This window comes from Curtobacterium sp. PhB130, from assembly GCF_003755165.1.
In the GTDB taxonomy this organism is placed as follows: domain Bacteria; phylum Actinomycetota; class Actinomycetes; order Actinomycetales; family Microbacteriaceae; genus Curtobacterium.
This window is the reverse complement of sequence record NZ_RKII01000006.1, coordinates 376,050-398,028: the sequence shown is the minus strand read 5'-3', so window position 1 is coordinate 398,028 and position 21,979 is coordinate 376,050. Positions and strand designations below refer to the sequence as shown.

The 21,979-nt window shown below is 71.6% G+C and carries 21 protein-coding genes; 15 read left to right on the top strand and 6 right to left on the bottom strand.

What is annotated here, in order from left to right; genetic code table 11:
• The first annotated feature begins 33 nt into the window (after positions 1-33).
• The 5 genes from EDF24_RS01995 to EDF24_RS01975 all read left to right on the top strand — a co-directional run bounded on the left by EDF24_RS01995 (position 34) and on the right by EDF24_RS01975 (position 8,128).
• Positions 34-1,719 (top strand): bifunctional 3'-5' exonuclease/DNA polymerase, encoded by a 1,686-nt coding sequence (locus EDF24_RS01995; RefSeq protein WP_123700942.1) that lies wholly within the window; start codon positions 34-36, stop codon positions 1,717-1,719.
• Positions 1,720-1,766: 47 nt separating this feature from the next.
• Entirely contained in the window at positions 1,767-2,573 is an 807-nt protein-coding gene (locus EDF24_RS01990; protein ID WP_123700941.1) for a phosphatase PAP2 family protein, read from the top strand.
• A gap of 443 nt (positions 2,574-3,016) precedes the next feature.
• A complete protein-coding gene (locus tag EDF24_RS01985) occupies positions 3,017-4,588 on the top strand; it encodes a serine/threonine-protein kinase (protein ID WP_123654924.1) in 1,572 nt (523 codons plus the stop codon).
• A 177-nt stretch (positions 4,589-4,765) separates the two neighbouring features.
• Positions 4,766-7,888, top strand: a complete 3,123-nt coding sequence (locus EDF24_RS01980) for a GH92 family glycosyl hydrolase (protein ID WP_260233329.1) — start codon at positions 4,766-4,768, stop codon at positions 7,886-7,888.
• A gap of 33 nt (positions 7,889-7,921) precedes the next feature.
• Entirely contained in the window at positions 7,922-8,128 is a 207-nt protein-coding gene (locus EDF24_RS01975; protein WP_123700940.1) for a hypothetical protein, read from the top strand.
• Positions 8,129-8,131: 3 nt separating this feature from the next.
• Here EDF24_RS01975 and EDF24_RS01970 read toward each other — a convergent pair whose 3' ends face one another.
• Entirely contained in the window at positions 8,132-8,602 is a 471-nt protein-coding gene (locus tag EDF24_RS01970) for a MarR family winged helix-turn-helix transcriptional regulator (protein ID WP_165931355.1), read from the bottom strand.
• A 185-nt stretch (positions 8,603-8,787) separates the two neighbouring features.
• Between EDF24_RS01970 and EDF24_RS01965 the strand changes: the two genes are divergently transcribed.
• From EDF24_RS01965 to EDF24_RS18985, 5 genes are all read left to right on the top strand, one after another.
• On the top strand, positions 8,788-9,441 hold the full coding sequence (locus EDF24_RS01965) for a hypothetical protein (protein ID WP_123654921.1): 654 nt from the start codon (positions 8,788-8,790) through the stop codon (positions 9,439-9,441).
• A 128-nt stretch (positions 9,442-9,569) separates the two neighbouring features.
• Entirely contained in the window at positions 9,570-10,454 is an 885-nt protein-coding gene (locus tag EDF24_RS01960) for a S26 family signal peptidase (protein ID WP_123654920.1), read from the top strand.
• Entirely contained in the window at positions 10,451-11,305 is an 855-nt protein-coding gene (locus EDF24_RS01955; RefSeq protein ID WP_260233328.1) for a LamG domain-containing protein, read from the top strand. The genes EDF24_RS01960 and EDF24_RS01955 overlap by 4 nt, the downstream gene beginning before the upstream one ends.
• A 126-nt stretch (positions 11,306-11,431) precedes the next feature.
• The gene (locus EDF24_RS01950) at positions 11,432-11,920 is read left to right on the top strand and encodes a hypothetical protein (RefSeq protein WP_148070771.1); all 489 of its coding nucleotides are present in this window, start codon (positions 11,432-11,434) and stop codon (positions 11,918-11,920) included.
• 122 nt (positions 11,921-12,042) lie between these two features.
• Entirely contained in the window at positions 12,043-12,195 is a 153-nt protein-coding gene (locus EDF24_RS18985) for a hypothetical protein (protein ID WP_165931281.1), read from the top strand.
• A gap of 43 nt (positions 12,196-12,238) precedes the next feature.
• Here the strand turns inward: EDF24_RS18985 and EDF24_RS01945 are convergent, their stop codons facing one another.
• The 3 genes from EDF24_RS01945 to EDF24_RS01935 form a co-directional block, all read right to left on the bottom strand.
• Positions 12,239-13,165, bottom strand: a complete 927-nt coding sequence (locus tag EDF24_RS01945) for an aldo/keto reductase family oxidoreductase (protein ID WP_123654917.1) — start codon at positions 13,163-13,165, stop codon at positions 12,239-12,241.
• A 77-nt stretch (positions 13,166-13,242) separates the two neighbouring features.
• On the bottom strand, positions 13,243-13,845 hold the full coding sequence (locus EDF24_RS01940) for a CG0192-related protein (RefSeq protein ID WP_123700938.1): 603 nt from the start codon (positions 13,843-13,845) through the stop codon (positions 13,243-13,245).
• A 50-nt stretch (positions 13,846-13,895) separates the two neighbouring features.
• Positions 13,896-14,651 (bottom strand): SDR family NAD(P)-dependent oxidoreductase, encoded by a 756-nt coding sequence (locus tag EDF24_RS01935; RefSeq protein WP_123700937.1) that lies wholly within the window; start codon positions 14,649-14,651, stop codon positions 13,896-13,898.
• 35 nt (positions 14,652-14,686) lie between these two features.
• Between EDF24_RS01935 and EDF24_RS01930 the strand changes: the two genes are divergently transcribed.
• On the top strand, positions 14,687-15,532 hold the full coding sequence (locus tag EDF24_RS01930; RefSeq protein WP_123700936.1) for a putative RNA methyltransferase: 846 nt from the start codon (positions 14,687-14,689) through the stop codon (positions 15,530-15,532).
• A gap of 7 nt (positions 15,533-15,539) precedes the next feature.
• On the opposite strand, the gene EDF24_RS01925 is transcribed toward EDF24_RS01930, so the two are convergent.
• Complete coding sequence (locus tag EDF24_RS01925; RefSeq protein WP_123654913.1) at positions 15,540-15,965, bottom strand: VOC family protein; 426 nt, start codon at positions 15,963-15,965, stop codon at positions 15,540-15,542.
• A 62-nt stretch (positions 15,966-16,027) separates the two neighbouring features.
• On the opposite strand from EDF24_RS01925, the gene EDF24_RS01920 reads away from it, so the two are divergent.
• Positions 16,028-16,993 carry a YafY family protein gene (locus tag EDF24_RS01920; RefSeq protein ID WP_123700935.1) on the top strand — a complete coding sequence of 322 codons (966 nt, stop codon included), beginning with the start codon at positions 16,028-16,030 and terminating at the stop codon, positions 16,991-16,993.
• A 5-nt stretch (positions 16,994-16,998) separates the two neighbouring features.
• Here EDF24_RS01920 and EDF24_RS01915 read toward each other — a convergent pair whose 3' ends face one another.
• Positions 16,999-17,790, bottom strand: a complete 792-nt coding sequence (locus tag EDF24_RS01915) for an Abi family protein (RefSeq protein ID WP_165931356.1) — start codon at positions 17,788-17,790, stop codon at positions 16,999-17,001.
• Between the two features lie 322 nt (positions 17,791-18,112).
• Here EDF24_RS01915 and kdpF point away from each other — a divergent pair, with 322 nt between their 5' ends.
• From kdpF to kdpB, 3 genes are read left to right on the top strand one after another with little or no spacing between them, the layout of a single operon-like run.
• Positions 18,113-18,202 (top strand): K(+)-transporting ATPase subunit F, encoded by a 90-nt coding sequence (kdpF, locus tag EDF24_RS01910; protein WP_123654910.1) that lies wholly within the window; start codon positions 18,113-18,115, stop codon positions 18,200-18,202.
• Positions 18,202-19,884 (top strand): potassium-transporting ATPase subunit KdpA, encoded by a 1,683-nt coding sequence (kdpA, locus tag EDF24_RS01905; protein WP_123700933.1) that lies wholly within the window; start codon positions 18,202-18,204, stop codon positions 19,882-19,884. Before kdpF ends, kdpA begins: the two co-directional genes overlap by 1 nt.
• Positions 19,881-21,977 (top strand): potassium-transporting ATPase subunit KdpB, encoded by a 2,097-nt coding sequence (gene kdpB, locus EDF24_RS01900; protein WP_123700932.1) that lies wholly within the window; start codon positions 19,881-19,883, stop codon positions 21,975-21,977. The genes kdpA and kdpB overlap by 4 nt, the downstream gene beginning before the upstream one ends.
• Positions 21,978-21,979 lie beyond the last annotated feature (2 nt).

Below are 21,979 nucleotides of genomic sequence, written 5' to 3'. Positions count from 1 at the left end.
GGCGAGGACGGTGGTGCACGGCATGATCGTTCCGTGCACCTCGTCCTCAGCCGCGTCGACGGCGGCGTCCTCGCGACCCCGCTGACCGACGCGGGGACCCCGGAGGACGAGCCGGTCCACCTCCGCGAGTCGAGCCTCCCGGCCTTCGTCGCGGAACGCGAGTCCGCGGGCGTGCGCTGGGTGTGGGACGACACCGCGCGCTGGTACCCGGCGGTGCTCGCCGCCGGCGGCCGAGTCGCCCGGTGCGTCGACCTGCGCCTCTGCCACCGGATCCTCCGCTCCGCGCTGGCTGCGCGTGGGTCCGACCTGCAGGCGTCGCCGCCCGGGTCGTGGGACGCCGCGGCACCGCAGGAGCGCCTCCAGCGTGCGACCCAGGCGCAGCTCTTCGACGACGCACTGTTCGACGTGGCACCGGCGGCCGACGACGCCGAACCGGTCGCCGAGCTCCGTGCGCAACTCGCTGCCGTGGCCGGGTCGACCGACCCCGGGGCGCTCCGGCTGCTGCTCGCCGCCGAGTCCGCCGGAGCCCTCGTCGCCGCCGAGATGCGCTTCGCCGGACTCCCGTGGCGCGTCGACGTGCACGAGTGCCTGCTCGCGGACACGCTCGGACCACGGGTGCCCCACGGCGTACGCCCGCGACGACTCGAGGAGATCGCCGATGTCCTCCGCGACCGGCTCGACGACCCGTCCCTGAACCCGGACTCGCCCGCCGACGTGCTGCGGTCCCTGCGCCGCGCCGGACTCGTGGTGGACAGCACACGGAAGTGGGAGCTGCAGCGACTCGAGCACCCCGCGATCGAACCGCTGCTCGAGTACAAGCGGCTCTACCGGCTGCTCACCGCGAACGGGTGGTCGTGGCTCGACGAGTGGGTGCAGGACGGGCGGTTCCACCCGGAGTACGCCGTCGGCGGTGTCGTCACCGGGCGGTGGGCGGCGAACGGCGGCGGCGCGATGCAGCTGCCGAAGGCCGTCCGGAGCGCCGTGGTGGCCGACGACGGGTGGAAGCTCGTCGTCGCCGATGCCGCACAGCTCGAACCGCGGGTGCTCGCCGCGATGGCGGGCGACCTCGCGATGGCCGCCGCCGGCAACGGACGCGACCTGTACGACGGCGTCGTCGCCTCCGGTGCCGTCGAGACCCGGCAGCAGGCGAAGGGCGCGATGCTCGGCGCGATGTACGGCGCGACCCAGGGTGAGGGCGGCCGGCTCGTCCCGCGGCTGGCCCGGGCCTTCCCGCGGGCGCTGGACCTCGTCGAGCGCGCGGCGCGGGCGGGGGAGCGCGGCGAACCGGTGACCACACGACTCGGGCGGACCTCGCCGGTCCCCGAGCAGGCCTGGTTCGAGGCGAAGAACCTCGCCTGGTCCGTCGAGGGCACCCCGGCCATGCAGCGCTCCGTCGAGTCGCGCGCCCGGAGCTGGGGGCGGTTCACGCGGAACTTCGTGGTGCAGGGCACCGCGGCGGAGTGGGCGCTGTCGTGGATGGCGTCGCTCCGGACCCGACTCGCCGCACGGTACCGGGGCCCCGTGCGGGACGGCGCGCACCTCGTGTTCTTCGTGCACGACGAGATCGTCCTGCACACCCCGGAGGCCGACGCCGCCTGGGTCGCCGAGCAGGTCGAGGCCGCTGCTGCCGATGCCGGCCGCATCCTCTTCGGGGACTTCCCCGTCACCTTCCCGCTGTCGGTCGGCATCGTCGACGACTACGGCAGCGCGAAGGACTGAAGCGCGCTCCGCGCTCGCGTTCGGGTGCCGCCGGGCAGGCTGGGTGGATGGACGACGAAGCGCGCCGCGACCACCGCACCGTCGGTGACGTCGACCTGACCACCTGGCGGACCCGAGCTGGCCGGGCGTCGGCATCCGCGTGGGTGCGGCTCGGTGACCGGTTCGGCGCGCTGCCGCTGCTCCTCGTCACACTGCTGATCGGCATCGCGATCGCCGCCGTCTGCACGTGGGTCGCCTCCGAGGTCTACGACGCGGTGCGCGAGGCCGACGACGTCGCGGTCCTCGACCGACCGGTCCTCGACTTCGCCATGTCGTTGCGGACGCCAGGACTCGACACGGTCGTCACGTGGTGGACGAACGTCGCCGGCACCGTCGGGATGCCGATCGTCGCCGTCGGGTTCCTCGTCGGCTTCACGATCCAGCGCCGCGCTTGGACACCCCTCGTGTTGCTCGTCGCGGCGAGTGCCGGTTCGCTCCTGATGACCGTCGCGGGCAAGGACCTCATCGGGCGCGCTCGACCGCCGCTCGCAGACGCGGTGCCGCCGTACGAGCACTCGCCCTCGTTCCCGTCGGGACACACGCTGAACGCGACGGTGATCGTCGGCACGATCGTGTACCTGCTGCTCCTCCGGCAGTCGCGGCGGGTGTCGCGGGTGTGGACGGTGGTCCTCGGAAGCGTGTTCGTCGTCTCCGTCGGGCTCTCCCGCGTGTTCCTCGGACACCACTGGCTCACCGACGTCCTGGCGGCGTGGGCGCTCGGCCTCGCCTGGCTGGCCCTCGTCATCACGGCGCACCGGCTCTACCTCACGGCCCTCCGCCGCGACGGGGCGAGCGATATCCACAGGCCTTCGTGACGACGGTCGGACCAGGCAAGGATCGATACGTCGGCCGGGACTCCAGGCGAAGCCCGGCCGGACTCGAAGAAGCACGAGAAAAGCCCCCGGTGGCAACCAGGGGCTGATCTCACCTCGTGAAGAGGTCAGTGGTCTGAGTTGCGTAGTAACTCGAACCGCCTACGGTGATCGAGTCTACGCGACCCTCCGGACCATCGGAAGGGGAGCTCGGACCACGGTCTCCTGCCCTGGGAAGGGAGGCCGACGATGGCGAAACACCGGCATCGGTGCGGCAGCCGCAGGACGTCCGTCCTCGTGCTCGAGGTCCTCGGGCTCGTGACGGCGATCGTGACCCTCGCGGGCGCGGTCCTGCAGCTGCTGTAGGTCCGCGGGGCGGCTCCGGGGACACCGGAGCCGCCCCGTCCACGCGGGGGCCGTCAGGTCGTGCCGGTAGGTTGCCGGGCATGGAAGAACGGGTCTTCGGCGGCAGGTACCGCGTCACGGGAACGCTCGGACACGGGGGCATGGCGTCCGTGTACCGCGCGGTCGACGAGCAACTCGGGCGGGAGGTCGCGGTCAAGGTGTTCCGCATGGGGGCGGTGGACCACGGGGAACGCGCCCGCGCCGAGGCGGAGATCCAGGTCCTCGCCGGCCTCCGCAGCCCGGCGCTCGTGACGCTCTACGACGCCGCGCTCGACGACGCCGACGGTGACTCGTACCTCGTGATGGAACTCGTCCCGGGCAGTGACCTCGCCACCCGCCTCCGTGAAGGACCGCTCGACCGCTCGACCACGGCTCGGGTCGGTGCGCAGGTCGCGGACGGCCTCGCCGCCGTGCACGCGCAGGGCATCGTGCACCGCGACGTGAAGCCGGCGAACGTCCTGCTCGAGGCGGACGGCTCGCACGTGAAGCTCGCGGACTTCGGGATCGCGCTCCTCCGCGACGCCGCCCGGGTCACGGGGACCGGCACCGTGATGGGGACCGCCGCGTACCTCGCCCCGGAGCAGGTCACCGCGCAGGGCATCAGCGGGAAGTCCGACGTGTACTCGCTCGGTCTCGTGCTCCTCGAGTGCCTGACCGGCCGGATGCCGTTCCCCGGCAGCGCGGTCGAGTCCGCGACCGCACGGCTCACCCGCTCGCCGGAGATCGACCCGGCACTGCCGACGGCCTGGCGCGTGCTCCTGCACGTGATGACGGCGACCGACCCCGCCGAGCGGCCGTCGGCCACGGAAGCGGCCGAACGACTCCGCGCGCTGGCGTACGACGACGGTGCGCCCGCGACGCAGCTCCTGCCAGGAGGCCCCGGCACGCTCACCGCGGCGGCTGCGGCCGCCGGGGCCGCAGGTGCCACCGCCGTGCTCGGCGCCCCGGGATCGGCGCAGGCCGACGAGGCGACGCGCGCGATGCCCGTGCGCGGACCCGATGACGACGCGACCCGCGTGATGCCGGCGAGTCAGGCCTCCGGATCGGACGACCAGGCGACCACGATCCTGGGGACCCAGCGCGGAACCGGCGAGCCGACCGGCGGCGGAGGTGGCCCGGTCGCCGCGTCGCCGGTGTCGGACGCGCCACCTGCGAAGAAGCGTCGGCGCGGCCTGGTGATCACGCTCGTGATCGTCGGTGTGCTCGTGCTCGCCGGGATCGTCGTCGCGGTGCTCGCGCTCGGCAACGGCGGCGGGACCCCGGCTCCGACCGAGTCGAGCTCGACCTCGCCGTCCGCGCCGGTCGACGAGCAGCCGAGCGACGAGCCCTCACAGCCCCAGGACGAGCCGTCCGAGCCCACCCAGCCGTCGCAGACGACCGCGCCGCAGCCCTCGCAGACCGTCGAGCCCGCGCCGTCCCAGCCCGCGGAGCCGTCGAACGGTCCGGAACCCTCGGTCGAGCCGACGCTGCCGGTCCAGACACCGCTCGACAGCGGTGCGGCGGACACCTCGTCGTCCGGCACGGGCGCTGCCGACTCGACCTCCGCCGACACGACCTCCGCGGACACGGGTCCCGGCAACTCGGAGAACGCCCCGGGTCACAACCAGGGCTGACCCGACCCGGCGGACGGGACGAGGAACGGGTCGTCGTCGACGGTGATCGACTGCGCACGAACGGCGGCTGGTGCAGCAGTGGGGGCCCATTGCTGCGCACTCGATCGAGCGCCCGGTCGGCGACGTCCCGACGAGCACGGGGTTTCGTCCATCCGTTGGAGCAAATAGGGTGGGGGCGTGCGAGAACTGCAACGGAGCGGTGGCCCGACGACGGCCGTCGCCGCCAGGAACCATGTCGGCTTCACGTCCCTCGAGGGGTACCTCGTCGAACGACCGGAGGGCACCGGCACCGTCGACGCGAGCGTTCCCGGCTTCTCGGGACGGACGATCGAGTCGGGGGACCGGCTGTCCTGGGTCTGGTTCGCGGAGCGCACCCTGCCGGCGGGCCGGACCGAGCCGGACGTCGCGGACCTCGACCACTTCTGGGACGCCACGGCCTTCACCCTCGACGTGCTGTTCACCGACGGCTCCCGGCTGAGCGACTCCGCCACCGACCACTACGGCGACGCGCTGACCCCCGCCGCCCAGGACGCCGCGCGCAAGCAGTGGGTGGACCAGTGGAACCGGCGTGAGGTCGACCTCGCGCCGTTCGCGGGTCGGGTCGTCGACCGCCTGGAGGCCCGGCTCGGCTCCGCCACGCCGGCCGCCGCCGACGACATGGGCACCCTGACGGCCCTCCGCGGCTGGCTCGACGACGTCCGGATCGCACCGTCCCGGCGGCCCGCAGCGACCCGCCCGCTGGACCACGTGCGGACCACCCGCGGCACCCAGGCGTCCTCCCGGTTCTCCCGCGGCAACAACGCGCCCCTCGTCGGACTCCCGCACGGCGGCGTGTTCGGCCTGCCGATGACCGACGCCGCGAGCAACCGGTGGCCGTACGCGTACCAGGAGCACAACCGTCCGCGTGACAACCGGCCCGCGATCCAGGCCTTCGCGACCAGCCACATCCCGTCGCCGTGGATGGGGGACCGCGGGGTGTTCCAGGTGATGCCGTCCCCGCTCGCGTCGCCGGACCCGGACCGGGTGGCCCGGGCGCTGGCGTTCGACCACGACGAGGAACTCGACGGCCCGCACCGCTACCGGGTGGCGCTCGAGCACGGCGTCACGGCGGAGATGACCGCGGGGGAGTTCGCCCTCGGCTTCCGGTTCACCGGCATCCGCAGCGTCGTCCTCGACCACCACGGCCGGGTCCTCGACGCGACCGTGCGCATCGAGGACGGCACCGCGGTGGTGGAGGCGCACCTCGACGACCGCCCCGGCACGCCGCCGCACTTCGTGCACCTGCGGGTCCCCGGGGTGACCGAGGACCACACGACGTCCGCGGACGGGGAACTCCGCGGGTGGTTCGCGGTCGCGGGGGACACGGACGTGCTCCTCGGGATCTCGACGGTCTCCTTCGCGGACGCCCGGGCGAACCTCGACGCCGCCGGCTCCTTCGACGCCATGCGCGCCCGCGCCGAGGAGCTCTGGACCGCCGAGCTCGCGACGCTCGAGGTCGAGGGTGCGACCGAGGACCAGCTGACCTCGATCTACTCGGACCTGTACCGCCTGTTCCTCTACCCGAACCGTGCCGGCGAGGCCGCGCTCACCGGCACGCCGCACTACCGCTCCCCGTACGGCGACGTCCTCGCGGAGCCGATCCGCGACGAGCCCGGTCCCGAGGTGGTCGACGGGGCGATGACGACCACGAACGGGTTCTGGGACACGTACCGCACCGCGTGGCCGCTCCTCGGACTGCTCACCCCGGACACCGCTGCCGAGCTCGCGCAGGGCTTCGTCCAGCACTTCTCCGACGGCGGGTGGACCCCCCGCTGGAGCGCCCCCGGCGCCGAGGACTGCATGACGGGCACCACGAGCGACACGGTGTTCGGCGACCTCCTGTCGAAGGGCGTGGACGGGTTCGACCTGGAGCAGGCGTACCGGAGCGCGGTGAAGAACGCGACCGTCCCGCCGCGGGACGAGCGTGTCGGCCGCAAGGGGAGCCTCCCGGGCGCCTTCCGCGGCCACGTCGACACCGACACCGCCGAGGGGATGTCCTGGACCCTGGACGCCGCGATCAACGACTGGAGCCTCTCGGTGATGGCCACCGCCCTGGCGGACCGCACCACCGACGCGACGGAACGCGAGCGGTACGCGGCCGAGGCCGAGTGGTTCGCCCGCCGGTCCCTGCAGTACCGGAACGTGTTCGACCGGCGCCGCGGGTTCTTCATCGGGCGGACCCCTGACGGGCGGTGGCGCGAGGGCGAGGGCTACGACCCCGACCAGTGGGGCGGTGACTACACCGAGACGAACGCCTGGGGGACGATGTTCACCGCGCCGCACGACGGCGTCGGCATCGTCGACCTGCACGGCGGGCCGACCGGGTTCGACGCCGCGATCGACCGGTTCTTCGCCGCCCGGGAGACCGGCGCGACCGACCGTGCCGGACACTACGGCTTCCCGATCCACGAGATGACCGAGGCCCGCGACGTGCGGATGGGCATGCTCGGGCTCTCGAACCAGCCCGCGCACCACATCCCGTTCTTCCCGATGTTCACCGGACGCCACGACGACGCACACCGGATCGTCCGCGAATCCGTCGACCGCCTGTTCGTCGGGTCGGACCTCGGCCAGGGCTACCCCGGTGACGAGGACAACGGCGAGATGAGCGCCTGGTACGTCTTCGCGACGATCGGCCTGTACCCGCTGGCACCGGCCAGTGGTTCCTACGTGATCGTGCCGCCGTCGGTCCGTCGCGTGGTGCTGCGCCCGACGGGAGGCTCGCCCACCATCATCGAGACCGCCGGCGCCGGTCGGTTCGTCGCCTCCGTCACCGTCGACGGGTCGCCCTGGAACTCCATCAGCATCCCGCACGCGGTCGTCGCCGGCGCGGCGACGATCGTCATCGAGCTCTCCGAGACCCCCACCGGCTGGGCAGCGGACACGCGGCCGGTCTCGGCCTCGGACGTGCACGGGTACCGGGACACCCCGACCGACGTGCTCCCCGTGGGGGCGTCGCCGCTGGCAGACGACACCGGCCGGACCGTGGCGGCGCTCGCTGCGGGGTCGACGGTCTCGTTCCCGGTCGCGATCGCGTCGGCCTCGCTGTACACGGTGACGGCCGCCGCGCCCGGGGCGTACTCGTGGCAGGTCGCGCTCGGATCGACGGTGGTCACGGTCGCCGACGCGGTGTTCGAGTGGGCCGGGCAGACGCGGGTGTTCCGGATCTCCGGGGGCGGTGACACGTTCGACTTCACCCCGACGTCCGCCGTGGCGCTCACGCAGCTCGAACTCATCGCGTCCGACAGGGGTGATTCATAGGCGCTGCTCATCGACGGCGGGCATGCTCGTCCCATGTCGATGAGCAGCGCGTTCGATCCGTCGCAGGGCCGCGCGATCCCCGAGGACCAGGTGGCCGAGAACGGCCTCGAACTCGATCAGGACCCGGCACGCGGCCTGGACATCGCGGTCGAGGTGGTCAGCGGCGCTGCTGCCGACCCGGCGGCACCGTCGCTGTTCCTCGCGCCGATCTCGAGCCCGTCGCCGAGCAACCCGGAGTAGCGCTCAGGCGTTCCCCGCGGCGTCCTCTTCGGACTCCATCGCAGCACCCTGCTGGAGGAGCCCGGTCGCGACATCGTTCAGCACGCTCGTCAGGTCGACCCCGGTGGCGGCGTGGACGGCCCGCAGGACCGTGGCGTACCGCTCCCGCGCGTCGGCGATCACGGCTTCACCCGCCGGGCTGAGCAGGATCAGGGACCCCCGGCGGTCCGAGGGGTTCGGGCGACGCTCGACCAGGCCGGCGGCGGCGAGCCGGTCGACCAGGTTCGTCACCGCGCCCGACGTCAGGCTGAGGTAGCCGGAGAGCTCCGTCGCCGTCGCGTACCCGGTGTCGCTGATCTGTGCGAGCGCGCGGAGGCCGGTCTCGTGGATCCCCGCGCGGTCACTGAGCTGCCCGGCGAGGCCCCGCTCCGCGCGGATGACGGCGTCGAGCGCCCCGAGCAGCTCCGCCGCGTCACCCTCTGCTGTCCCTGCCACCGGGTCCTCTCCCTGTCGTGTTCCGTCGCAAGGATGGCACGGACTCCCGGCGTGGTCGCTGGCTGCCCCCCGCTCTGGGGCAATGGCTGCGCTTCCAGTTATGTGAATGACTGGCTATCTTGATGATCAAGCAAGAAACGCCATCCCGGTGGCGCCCCATCCACTCCTGATCATCGAGGTACCCCGTGTCGAACCCGCACCGCATCTCCCCGGTGAAGCGCCTCCGCTTTGCGCCTGTTGCGCTCATCGCGGGCATCTTCGCCGCCGTCCTGCTCTCCCTCTCCCTCACCGGCACCCTCTCCGGGTTCGCGGCGAGCATCACCAACAGCAGCAACACCGCCGCCAGCGGCACGCTCGTCATGCAGGAGCAGAACGCCAACGCATCGGTGACCTGCCTCAGCACCGACGGCGGCTCGGTCTCGACGAACTCCGCGACCTGCGCCACGATCAACAAGTTCGGTGGCAGCACGACGATGACGCCGGGCAACACGGTCAACACGGCGATCAGCATCAAGAACACCGGCACCGCCGCTGCGAGCACCTTCACGCTCACCCCGGGTGCGACCTGCACCCAGTCGAACAACGGCTCGGCGAACGGCACCGCGACCGACCTCTGCGCGAAGATGAACCTGGTCATCACCTCCGGGTCGACCACCGTGTTCTCCGGCACGCTCGCCAGCTTCAAGGGCGCCGCAGCATCGGCCTTCACGATGCCCGCCGCTCCGGCTGCCGGTGTGAGCGTCCCGTTCAACTTCGCGGTCACGCTGGACTCCTCGGCCGGCAACACCTACCAGGGCCTCGCCGCCTCGGTCCCGATGACCTGGACCTTCACGGCCTGATCTGCTCCACCCCCGGGTGACACCTCGACCGAGCCCGAGCCGGCCGAGGTGTCACCTCCTCGCTGGGACACCAGCACCAGTACCACCACCCCACCCGCACGACCTCGATCCGAACCGGAGGGACGACCATGAGCCAGACCTCGGCCGTCCCACTGACCGGCACCCTCTCCCGCCCGCTCCTCGGCGCCCCGACCGCCAGCCGGTTCGAGGTCACCCTCGCCTGGTCGGTCGCCGTCGTCGCAGCGGTGCTCCTCGCTGCCGCCGCCCTGTTCCTCACCAGCGGTGGCCGGATGTTCGTCGTCGAGACGCCGTCCATGGGTGAGGCGGCTCCGGTCGGCACGCTCGTCCTCGACCTCCCCGTCCAGGCGTCGTCGCTCCAGGTGGGCGACATCGTCTCGTTCCGGGTCAGCGAGGCCCCCGACACCACGTACACGCACCGGGTCATCAGCATCGACGCCGACGGTGGGATCCACACCCGCGGCGACGTGAACGGCGCGACCGACCCGTGGACGCTGACGCAGGAGAACCTCGTCGGGGCACCGGCCCTGCTCGTCCCGCACCTCGGCTGGCTCTTCCGGGCGGCCCCGTTGCTGCTCATCGGCACCCTCCTGATCTGGGTGCTGACGAGTCCCTTCAGCGACCGGGTCACCCGGAGCTCGCTCCGCATCGCCGGATCGGCGCTCACGGTCTCGTACGCGGCGTTCGTGCTCAAGCCGTTCGTGAACGTGACGACCATCACGAACACCGCGCACCCGCACTCCGTCGAGGCGACGATCATCTCCTCCGGCATGTTCCCGGTGCGGGTCGACGCGCACGGTGGGAACAGCGTCCACCTGGTCGACGGTGAGGTCGGCCGCGTGGTTGTCCACGAGCTCACCCGGAACGGCCAGTACCAGCTCACGTCGAACATCGACCTCGACCCGCTCGGGTGGGCGCTGCTCATCGCCGCATGCCTGATCCCCCTCGTGCTGTGCCTCGCGGTCGGCCGCGTCCACACGGTGCGGCCCTCGTGAGGGGCGTCCGGCTCCGCGACGGCAAGGTCGTCGCGCTGGTCCTCGTGCTGGCCCTCGTCGCCGTCGTGCTGCTCGCCCAGTTCGCGCCGACCCGCTCGGCCTTCAGCGCGAAGGTCACCGACAGCAGCAACACCGCTGGCACCGCGAAGGACTTCACCTGCTCGGGTGCGATCGACGACGACCTGACCGGAGCGGTCTTCGCCTACAAGCTCGGCGAGGCGACGGGCGCGAAGACCGCCGTCGACTGGTCGGGCAAGGGTGCGAACGGCACCTACCAGGGCACGATGACCGCCGCGACGCCGAGCCCGAACGCGTGCCCGCGCGACCCGGGGAGCTCGTACGTCCTCAACGGCAGCACGTCGTTCGTCTCCACGCCCACCGCGGTCAAGAACCCGACGACCTTCAGCGAGGAGGTCTGGTTCAAGACGACCGTCGCCGGCGGGCTCCTCATCGGCTTCGGCAGCAACCAGGTCGCGGTGTCCGGCCAGCACGACCGGCAGATCTACCTGAACACCAGCGGCCAGCTCGTGTTCGGCGCGTACAACAACGCCGTGCAGGTCGTGACCTCACCGGCGTCGTACAACGACGGCGCCTGGCACCACGTCGTGTCGACGATGTCCGCGGCCACCGGGATGCGGCTCTACGCCGACGGTGTCCTGGTCGCGTCGAACACCGCGTACACGCTGCCGGAGAACGCCACCGGGTACTGGCGGGTCGGGTACGACACCACGACCGGGTGGCCGGGCACGGCGAACAACTACTCCTTCACCGGCTCGATGCGCTACGCCGCGGTGTACAGCACCGTGCTGTCGCAGACCCAGGTCACGAACCACTACGTCTCGAGCCGCTGACCCGCCGGGCAACAACGGCAGGGGAGGATCAGTGACCGGTAGTGTTCCAGAATGACACCGACGGCGTACGTCGACGAATCCGAACCAGGTGACGCGCGAGATCCCGGCGCGTACATCCTCGCTGCCGTGCTCGTGCCGGACGAAGCGCAGGATGGCCTCCGCGACGTCCTGCTCGCGCTCAAGCCCAGGTCGGCGAAGAAGCTGCACTGGACCGAGAGTGACTCCCGGCACCGCGATCGCGTCGTCGAGGAGATCTCGGCCGAACCCGTGTCGTCCATCGGCCTCGTTGCCATTCTCGATCTGCTGGCGCGCAGCGAACGCCGACGCCGCATCGCGTTCGAGCGCCTGCTCCTCGAACTGACGACGGTCGGTGTCGACCGGGTCGTCCTGGAATCGCGCGGGCCCGCCGATCGGCTCGACCGTCAGCACCTGGACGCGCTTCGCGCGCGTCGATTGCTCACGGGCATCCGCGTGGAGCACATTCCCGGGGCGGCCGAGCCGCTGCTCTGGGCTGCCGACGCGATGTGCGGCATCATCGCCGCCGACCGACGATGCGTGGAACGGTACCGGGCCGTCGTGGGCACGAAGCTCGTCACGCACGTGGAACGCCGGTGAAAGCGCGAATCCCCGGGCCCCGCTATACCGCAGGATCTCCCAGGGACCACTTCCGCTCCCACCGCGATGGGGCGACTCCAGACAGTGTGACATTTCACGGCCCGAAAGGCAACGAGTCTCGCATGGTGACGGACACGGGCAACGACCTCATGGTCGCACTCGACGTTGCTCTCGTCGCCCTGCGCTTCGCGGCCGACGATGGCAGACGAACCGAACTGGACGAGGTGATCGAGGCGTTCGGCTGCTCCCGCAGCGAGCTGGACTCCGAGAACTGACCGGGCAGGGCCGCCGGAGCGACCCTGCCCGGCCAGCAGCGGGTCAGGGGACGGTGTGTCCCGCGGCCGTCAGGACGCGGTACCACTCCTCGCGCGTGAGCACGACGTCCGAGCCGGCGGCCGAGTCCCGCACACGCTGCGGGTTCGTCGTGCCGAGGACGACCTGGAAGTGCGCGGGGTGCCGGGTGATCCACGCCACGGCGATGCCCGTCGGGGTGACCCCGTGCGCCGACGCCAGCTCCTCGAGCACGTCGTTCAGTTCGGCGTAGTGCTCGCGGTCGCCGAGGAAGACGCCGTCGAAGAAGCCCTTCTGGAACGGTGACCAGGCCTGCGGCGTGATGTCGTGCAGGCGCGAGTAGTTGAGGATGTCGTTGTCGCGGTCGATCGACTGGTCGAGGCCGCCCATGTTCGCGGCGAGGCCCTGCGTGATGACGTTCGCGTGCGTGATGCTCAGCTGCACCTGGTTGAACGCGAGCGGACGCGTGACCGACTTCTTCAGCAGCTCGACCTGCCCGGGGGTGTGGTTCGAGACGCCGAAGTGGTGCACCTTGCCGGCGGCGTGCAGTTCGTCGAACGCCTTCGCCACTTCCTCGGGCTCGACGAGTGCGTCGGGGCGGTGCAGCAGCAGGACGTCGATGTAGTCCGTGCGGAGGGCCGTCAGCGACTCCTCGACCGAGGACATGATGTGGTCGTACGAGAAGTCGAAGTACCCCTGGCGGATGCCGACCTTCGTCTGCAGCTGGATGTCGGCGCGCTCCGACGCGGACAGCGTGACCGCGGCGCCGAAGCGCTCCTCGCAGCCGTGCCAGCCGCCGTAGATCGCGGCGTGGTCGAACATGGTCACGCCCGCGTCGCGCGAGGCCGTGTAGAGCGAACGGATGTCCTCGTCGCTCATGTCGTTGATCCGCATCAGCCCGACGATGACGTCGGATGCGGTGAGGTCCGTCTGTGGCAACTCCAGTGTCTTCACGTCCCCGATCCTGCCAGGCAGGACGCGGTCGAACGAGGCCCTGTCGGTACCCGTCGGGTGGTCGGCGCGGAGGGCGCTCAGGCGCGGAGGACGGCCAGCACGGTCGGACCGGCGTCGGCCCACGTCGCGGTCAGGGTCTCGCCAGCGGGCAGCGGCGTCTCGACGACGCGCAGGATCGTGAGGTCGCCGATGGTCGTGAGCGCGCCCTCGGTCGTCGGGGCGACGGTCGTGACGGCGGGGGAGGACGCGGCGGAACCACTGCCCCGCGCCGAGCCGTGCGACGGCGGTGCGTCGAGGCCCGGCGCTCCGACGAGCTCGGCCTCGTGGCCACCGGTCGCGATCGTGCGCCGCAGGACGTCGGCGTACACCGGGTCCCCGGCGGCGTCGTAGACCCAGCGCCGGCCGAGGACGGAGTGGTCCATCTCGGTCACCAGGAACGACGCGGCACCGGCGAGGGGCGCGTCGCGGTAGGTCAACGGCGCGTGCAGCACCGCGCCGTCGCCCACCCGGACGAGCATCGTCTCGACACCGACCTCGCCCGCGGGGTCGTCGAAACGGAACCGCCCGACGACGTCCACGGTCGCGCCGGGTGCGACGCCGCTCCAGGGCTGCGACGGCAACCACGCGGCGAGCGCTTCGGCCTTGGACGGACGGAGTTCGGCGCGGTGGATGAGTGCCATGCAGCGAACCTAGCGCCACGGCGAGGACCCGGCGGGGGCGGAGCACGGGGTCAGTGCACGGAGAATCCGCCGTCGACCGCGATCGACTGCCCGGTGACGTAGGCCGAGCCCGGGCCGGCGAGGAACACCGCCGCAGCAGCGAAGTCCGACGTCCGCCCGTTCCGCCCGACCAGGGTCCGCGCCGCCAGCCGCTCCACGGTCGCGGGGTCGGAGCTGAGCCGTCGGTTCAGCGGCGTCTGCACGAACCCCGGGACCAGGGCGTTGGCGGTGACCCCCTGCGCGGACCAGGCCTCCGCCTGGGACCGGACCAGAGCCTCCAGGCCGGCCTTGGAGACCCCGTACGCGCCGCTGGCCGCGAACGGACGGTGGGCCTGCTGGGAGCTGATCGCGATGAGACGGCCGTACCCGCGACGAGCCATCCCGGGGGCGAGACGCTGCCCCAGGACGAACGGCGCGTCGAGGTTCACCGCCATCGTCGCGTCCCACGTCGCCTCGTCGAGGTCCGGCATCGGCGGCCGGAGGTTGATCCCCGCGGAGTTCACCAGGACGTCGACGTCGCCCACGGCATCGGCGAGCGCATGGGCTCCGGCGCGGGTGGCGAGGTCCGCGACGACACCCTCGGCCGACCCGCCGTCGGCGCGGATCTCGTCGACGGCTGCAGTGATCGTGTCGGCGGTCCGCGCAGCGATGACGACGCGTGCTCCCGCGTCCGCCAGCGCACCCGCGATGGCACGGCCGATGCCGGAACTGCCGCCGGTGACGAGTGCGGTGCGTCCGTCGAGACCGAAGAGCTGCTGGAGCGACATCGGGCCAGGCTACCGACGCCCGTACGCTGGACGGCGTGCGTGACGACCTGCTGCCCGTGCTCGCCTGCCCCGTGTGCCGCGAGCCGCTCGGTCGCACCGGCGTCGGGCAGGCCGGGTGCGCGAACGGGCACCGGTTCGACGAGGCCAAGCAGGGGCACCTGACGCTCCTCCCGGCGAAGCGGCGCGCGCTGACCGCGGACACCCCGGAGATGGTCGACGCGCGGATCCGGTTCCTGGGTCGTGGGCACTATGCGCCGGTCGAGCGGGCGCTCGCCGCCGTCGTCTCGTCCGCCGACGCACCGGGGGTCGTGCTGGACGTCGGGTCCGGTCCTGGGACCTACCTCGCACACGCGCTCGATGCGTCCGACCCGTCCGACCCGTCCGATCCGTCCGATCCGGCCGGGAGGCTCGGGGTCGCGTTGGACCTGTCGGCCGTCGCCATCCGGCGGGCTGCTCGGGTGCACGTCCGGGCCGGGGCCGTGGTCGGTGACGTCACGGAGCGGTTGCCGATCGTCGACGGCGCTGCCGCCGTCGTCCTCGACGTCTTCGCCCCGCGGAACCAGCGGGAGTACGCGCGGGTGCTGCACGAGGATGGGGTGCTCGCGGTCGTGACACCGCGGGCGGGGCACCTGGCGGAGCTCGCCGAGGCGACGATCAGCGTCGACCCGGAGAAGGAGCGGCGGCTCCACGACTCCCTGACGCCGTCGTTCGTGCAGTCGTCGTCGGAGGACCTGACGTGGACGATGGACCTGTCCGCCGAGGACGTCCACGACGTCGTGCACATGGGGCCGAGTCACCACCACGTCGCTCCCGACGCGGTGTTCGCGCCGGCCACGGTGACCGCCGCCGTCACCGTGTCGACGTGGGTGCCGACACGGTGACCCCGTGTCAGTGGTCGGTGGACTCCGGGGCGACGTCGAGTGCCCAGATCACGCCGAACTTGTCGCGGAGCTGCCCGGCGAGCGGTGACCACGCGGCCGGCCCGAACGGCTGACGGATCTCTGCCCCGTCGGAGAGTCCGTCCCACGCGGCCGTGATCTCGTCGGCGTCGGTGCCGCTGAGGTAGACGTAGGACGCGTTCGTGCCCTGGTCGTAGGGCTGTCCGGGCCACACGTCGAACGCCATCACGCGGATGCCGCTCGCCGTCTGGACCTGGCCCCAGACGATGCGGTCCGCCCACGCGGGGTCGTCGGTGGCGCCCATCGCGCCGTAGGTCATGGTGGCTGGCTCGGTGCCGAGGGCCTTCGCGTAGAAGTCGAGGGCCTCGCGGGCGTTGCCGTCGAAGTTGAGGTGGGGAGTCGTGGTGATCGTCATGGGAACGAGTCTGGCGACGGTAGCGGTCAGATCATGTCCGCTTCTCGACGGATACTGGATCCGTGTCCGGACCGTCCTCGCGCATGCTCGCGCTCCTCTCCCTGCTGCAGGTCCGTCGCGACTGGCCGGGCGACGTCCTCGCCGAGCGCCTCGATGTCAGTCCCCGCACCGTCCGCCGCGACGTCGACCGGCTCCGTGAGCTGGGGTACCGGGTCGAGGCGCTCAAGGGCCCGGCCGGCGGCTACCGGCTCTCCGCCGGCGCGGAACTCCCGCCGCTGCTCTTCGACGACGAGCAGGCGGTCGCGATCGCCCTCGCGTTGGCGGTCGCCCCGGCATCGGGTGCGGACATCGCCGAACCAGCGGCGCGGGCGCTCGCCGCGGTCCGGCAGGTGATGCCCGCACGGCTCCGGCACCGCATCGACGCGGTGGACGTCATCGCGACGCCGGGGACGACGACCGTCGATCCGGAGGTGCTCGTCGCCGTCAGTGATGCCGTGCGGACCAGGCAGGTGCTCCGCTTCGACCTCGACACCGCCTGGGCCGGCGACGATCCGGGCGACCGGCCGCCGCGTCGCGTCGAGCCGCACGCGGTGGTCGCCCGGAACGGCCGGTGGTACCTGCTCGCATGGGTGGACGAACGGCAGGACTGGCGGACCTACCGCATCGACCGGATGCACCCGCGGACGCCGACGGGTCTCCGCTTCACGCCGCGTGACGTGCCCGGCGGTGACCCCGCCACGTTCGTCGCCGCGCGCTTCAAGGGCTCGGACGTCCGGGACGCGTGGCCGTGCACCGGGACCGTCGAGCTGCAGGTCGCCGCGCGGACCATCGCGCCGTACCTCGACGGTGGCACCGAGCTCGAGGAGCTCGGCGCCGACCGCTGCCGGCTCACGATCGGGTCCTGGTCGTGGACGGCGCTCGCCGCGCGGATCGCCGGCTTCGACGCGTCGTTCGAGGTCGTCGGGCCGGCGGCGCTCCGCGATGCCTGCGCCGTGGTTGCGGACCGCTTGCGGGCCGCCGTCGTGTGACGGTCTCACCGAGTCGTTCCCAGGCCGACGAGGAGATCCCGGTGATCGGCGAGGAGGAGCTCGAGTGCCGTCGTGCGTGCCGGGTCGGTGCAGACGCTGTCGGCCATGTGGCTGATGAGCGCGAGCGAGCGGGACGGGGACCTCGGCTGCCCCCCCTCGAGGCGTGCGACCAGCGTTGCTGGCGATCGGTACTTCGGCGTCGGTACGCCGAATCGTGTGCCCCAGATCCGAGTGTGGTGCGCACAGCAGTTCCGAACGTGCGTGACGTGCTGCAGCGTGGCGCGGAGCGTCGGTGCGGGGAGCTGGAACGTCTGCGCCAGAACACGGGAGACCTGCGGATCGAGGAGCCCGGCGATGCGAGAGATCGCGCCGAGGCTCAGGTGCTCGGAGACCATGCCGAACGAGATCTGATCGAGGTCGCGTCTCGACCAGATCTGTCGAGCGGCTGGGTCTGTGCTCCTGTCGAGCGCGCCGGTGAACTGCGCACGAAGCGCCTCGATGTCGACGCCTGGTCGGAATGCGCGCGGGTCGATGTGCCAGCTCGGTCCGAACCTCGTTGCACATGTCGATGCCATCTGGCCCCGAAGCGCGAGTTCGATCCGCTCGATCCGTATGAGCAGGGCAAACCGGATCGCACTGTCGAACTCATGGACACGGTGGACATCACCATCGGAGTGCGGGAGTCCGACTGTCCGGAGCGCCCGGCGGAACTGGGTCACGCGCCAGGGCGAGAGGTGAGAGCTGGTGAACGTGATGATGGCGCCTTCGAGATCGTCGATTCGTTCGATCTCGGGCAAGCCGGCAGCAACTACAGCGCAGGAAACAACATGAGCGGTTGGAGGAATCCGTCCTGTGCTGCCGAAGCAGCACAGGACGGAGCAGTCCCGCCCGTTTGAGGAGACGCGAGCGTCGAGCCTTGGCGGGAACCGTTGCAGCCAACATATCAGCGGGTCGGGACGGGGGCAAGTGTTAGGGGAGCGCATGCGTCGTGGAAGGCGGCGTTAGGAGGGCGTTAGGAGCGGCCTGGAGGCCCGGTGCCGGATCCACCATCGGATCGGCACCAGGAACGGTGCCGTCCACGGCACCTGCCGCGGACCCGAAGAACCTCCAGGAGTCCACGTGCTCGGCATCACCATCGCAGCCGCCGTCCTCGGCGTCGCCGCGGTCGTCTACCTCGTCTGGGCGCTCGTGCGCCCGGAGCGGTTCTGATGGGGGCCGCGGCGACCTGGGCCGGCATCGCCCAGGTCGCGGTCCTCGTCCTGCTGCTCGTCGTCGTGCACCGCCCGCTCGGTGACTGGATGGCGCGGGTGTTCACCTCGTCGCACCACGGCCGCGCCGAGCGGATCGTCTACCGGCTGATCGGGGTCGACCCCGACGCGGAGCAGTCCTCCGGCGCGTACCTCCGCGGGGTGCTGCTGTTCAGCGCGGCCGGGCTCCTCGTGGTGTTCCTGTTGCAGCGCATCCAGACGGTGCTGCCGGGGGACCTCGGGCTGCCGGACGTCGGATGGTCGCTCGCGTTCAACACGGCGGCGTCCTTCGTGGCGAACACCAACTGGCAGTCGTACTCGCCCGAGGCCACGGTCGGGTACTCGGTACAGCTCGCCGGCCTCGCGGTGCAGAACTTCCTCTCCGCCGCCGTCGGGCTCGCCGTCGCCGTCGCCCTGGTCCGCGGGTTCGCCCGGCGCCGCTCGTCGACGATCGGCAACGTCTGGGTCGACGTCGTCCGGGGCACGGGCCGGCTGCTCCTGCCGCTGTCCTTCGTCTTCGCCATCGTGCTCGTCGCGGGCGGCGTCGTCCAGTCGTGGGGGAGCGGCACCGACGTCGCGACGCTGGCCGGCGGGACGCAGCACATCCCGGACGGGTTCGTGGCGTCGCAGGAGGCGATCAAGCTCCTCGGCACGAACGGCGGTGGCTACTTCAACGCGAACTCGGCGCACCCGTTCGAGAACCCGTCGGCGTGGACCAACATCGTCGAGGTCTTCCTCATGCTCGCGATCCCGTTCTCACTGCCGCGCACGTTCGGCCGGATGGTGGGCGACCGTCGTCAGGGGTACGCGATCCTCGCCGTGATGGGCGCGATCTTCCTCGTGTCCCTCGCCGCGATGTCGATCGCCGAACTCGCCGGCGGCGGCGCGGCCACGCACGCCGCCGGTGCCGCGATGGAGGGCAAGGAGGTCCGCTTCGGCATCCTCGGCACCACCCTGTTCGGCACCACGTCGACCGCCACCTCCACGGGTGCGGTGAACGGGATGTTCGACAGCTTCACGCCGATCGGCGGGATGATGGCGCTCCTGAACATGATGCTCGGCGAGGTCACCCCCGGCGGCGTCGGGTCCGGTCTCTACGGCATGCTCGTCCTCGCCGTGATCACGGTGTTCATCGGCGGGCTGCTGGTCGGCCGGACGCCGGAGTACCTCGGCAAGAAGATCCGGGCGCGGGAGATGACCTTCGCGGCGCTGTACATCCTCGTGACGCCCACCGTCGTGCTGCTCGGGACCGCGTTGTCCCTCGCCATCCCGGGCGTCCGGGAGCAGGTGCTCGGCACCTCGGTGTTCAACCCCGGCAACCACGGCCTGTCCGAACTGCTCTACGCGTTCACCAGCGCCGGCAACAACAACGGGTCGGCGTTCGGCGGCCTCACCGCGAACACGACCTGGATGAACACGGCGCTCGGCATCGCGATGCTGCTCGGCCGCTTCGTGCCGATCGCGTTCGTCCTGGCGCTCGCCGGGTCACTCGCGGTGCAGGACCGGGTCCCCGCGACCGTCGGCACGCTGCCCACGCACCGGCCGCTCTTCGTCGGACTCCTCGCCGGTGTCGCCGTCATCGTCACCGCACTCACCTACTTCCCGGTGCTCGCACTGGGTCCCCTCGCAGAAGGACTGTCATGACCACCGTGACCTCCGAGTCGGAACCGCGCACCGCGGTGGAGCCGACCACCCGCTCGTCCGCCTTCGGGCCCCGTCAACTGGTGGCGGGCCTCCCGGGCGCACTGCGGAAACTCGATCCGCGACTGATGTGGCGGAACCCGGTCATGTTCCTGGTCGAGGTGGGCGCAGCCCTGACCACGGCCGCCGCGTTCGTCGACGCCTCGGCGTTCACCATCGCGATCGCGGTCTGGCTCTGGCTGACCGTCGTCTTCGCCAACCTGGCGGAGTCCGTCGCCGAGGGCCGCGGCAAGGCCCAGGCGGACACGCTCCGGAAGACCCGGTCGACGACCAGCGCCCGACGGGTGCTCGGGTACGACGCAGCCGACCCGGCCGCCACGGCGAACGCGACCGAGGACATCGCGTCCGTCGACCTCGCGAAGGGCGACGTGGTGGTCGTGGTCGCCGGTGAGGTGATCCCGGGCGACGGCGACGTGATCGACGGGATCGCCTCGGTCGACGAGTCCGCCGTGACGGGTGAGTCCGCGCCGGTGATCCGCGAGTCGGGCGGTGACCGGAGTGCGGTCACCGGTGGCACCCGCGTGCTGTCCGACCGGATCATCGTGCGCATCACCTCGACACCGGGCGAGACCTTCATCGACCGGATGATCCGCCTCGTCGAGGGCGCTGCACGGCAGAAGACGCCGAACGAGATCGCGCTGAACATCCTGCTCGCGTCGCTGTCGATCGTCTTCGTGATCGTCTGTCTCACGATGCAGCCGATCGCCGGGATGGTCGGCGCGACGGTCAGCATCACCGTCCTCATCGCCCTCCTCGTCTGCCTCATCCCGACGACCATCGGCGCCCTGCTGTCGGCGATCGGCATCGCCGGGATGGACCGCCTCGTGCAGCGGAACGTCCTCGCGATGTCCGGTCGTGCGGTCGAGGCCGCCGGGGACATCACCACGCTGCTCCTCGACAAGACCGGGACCATCACGTACGGCAACCGACGGGCATCCCGTGTGGTGCCCGTGCCCGGGGTCTCCGAACCGGAGCTGATGGCGGCCGCGGCACTGTCGAGTGCCGCGGACGGGACCCCCGAAGGTCGCTCGATCGTCGCGCTCGCGGCGGACGCCGGGGTCGCCGTGGCTGCGCCGGACGGTGCCGTCGAGGTGCCGTTCACCGCGCAGACGCGGATGTCGGGGATGGACCTGCCCGACGGGTCATCGGTCCGGAAGGGTGCCGCAGCCGCAGTGCTCGCATGGGCTGACACCCCCGATGCAGGTTTGGTCGCGGCGATCGACGCATCGGTCGCCGAGATCTCGGACCAGGGCGGCACACCCCTCGTCGTCGGTCGACGGGCCCCCTCCGGCGAGGTCGCGCTGCTCGGGGTCGTGCACCTCAAGGACGTCGTCAAGGACGGCCTGTCCGAGCGGTTCGACGAGCTCCGCAGCATGGGCATCCGGACCGTGATGATCACCGGTGACAACCCGCGCACCGCGAAGGCGATCGCCGCGGAGGCCGGCGTCGACGACTTCCTCGCCGAGGCCACCCCGGAGGACAAGCTCGCGCTCATCCGCCGGGAACAGGAGGGCGGGAACCTCGTCGCGATGACCGGTGACGGCACGAACGACGCCCCCGCCCTGGCGCAGGCGGACGTCGGCGTCGCGATGAACACCGGGACGACCGCGGCGAAGGAGGCCGGGAACATGGTCGACCTCGACTCCGACCCGACCAAGCTCATCGACATCGTCCGGATCGGGAAGCAGCTGCTCATCACCCGCGGGGCACTCACCACGTTCTCGATCGCCAACGACGTCGCGAAGTACTTCGCGATCATCCCGGCGATGTTCCAGCTGGCGTTCCCCGGCCTCGCCGCGCTCAACGTCATGGGCCTGCACAGCCCGTCGTCCGCGATCCTGTCGGCCGTCGTGTTCAACGCGCTCGTCATCGTGGCGCTCATCCCGCTCTCGCTGCGCGGCGTCAGGTACCGCGCAGCGTCGGCGTCGTCGATCCTCGGCCGCAACCTGCTCGTCTACGGGCTCGGCGGCGTGATCGTCCCCTTCATCGGCATCAAACTGATCGACCTCGTGGTCGGTCTCATCCCGGGGTTCTGACT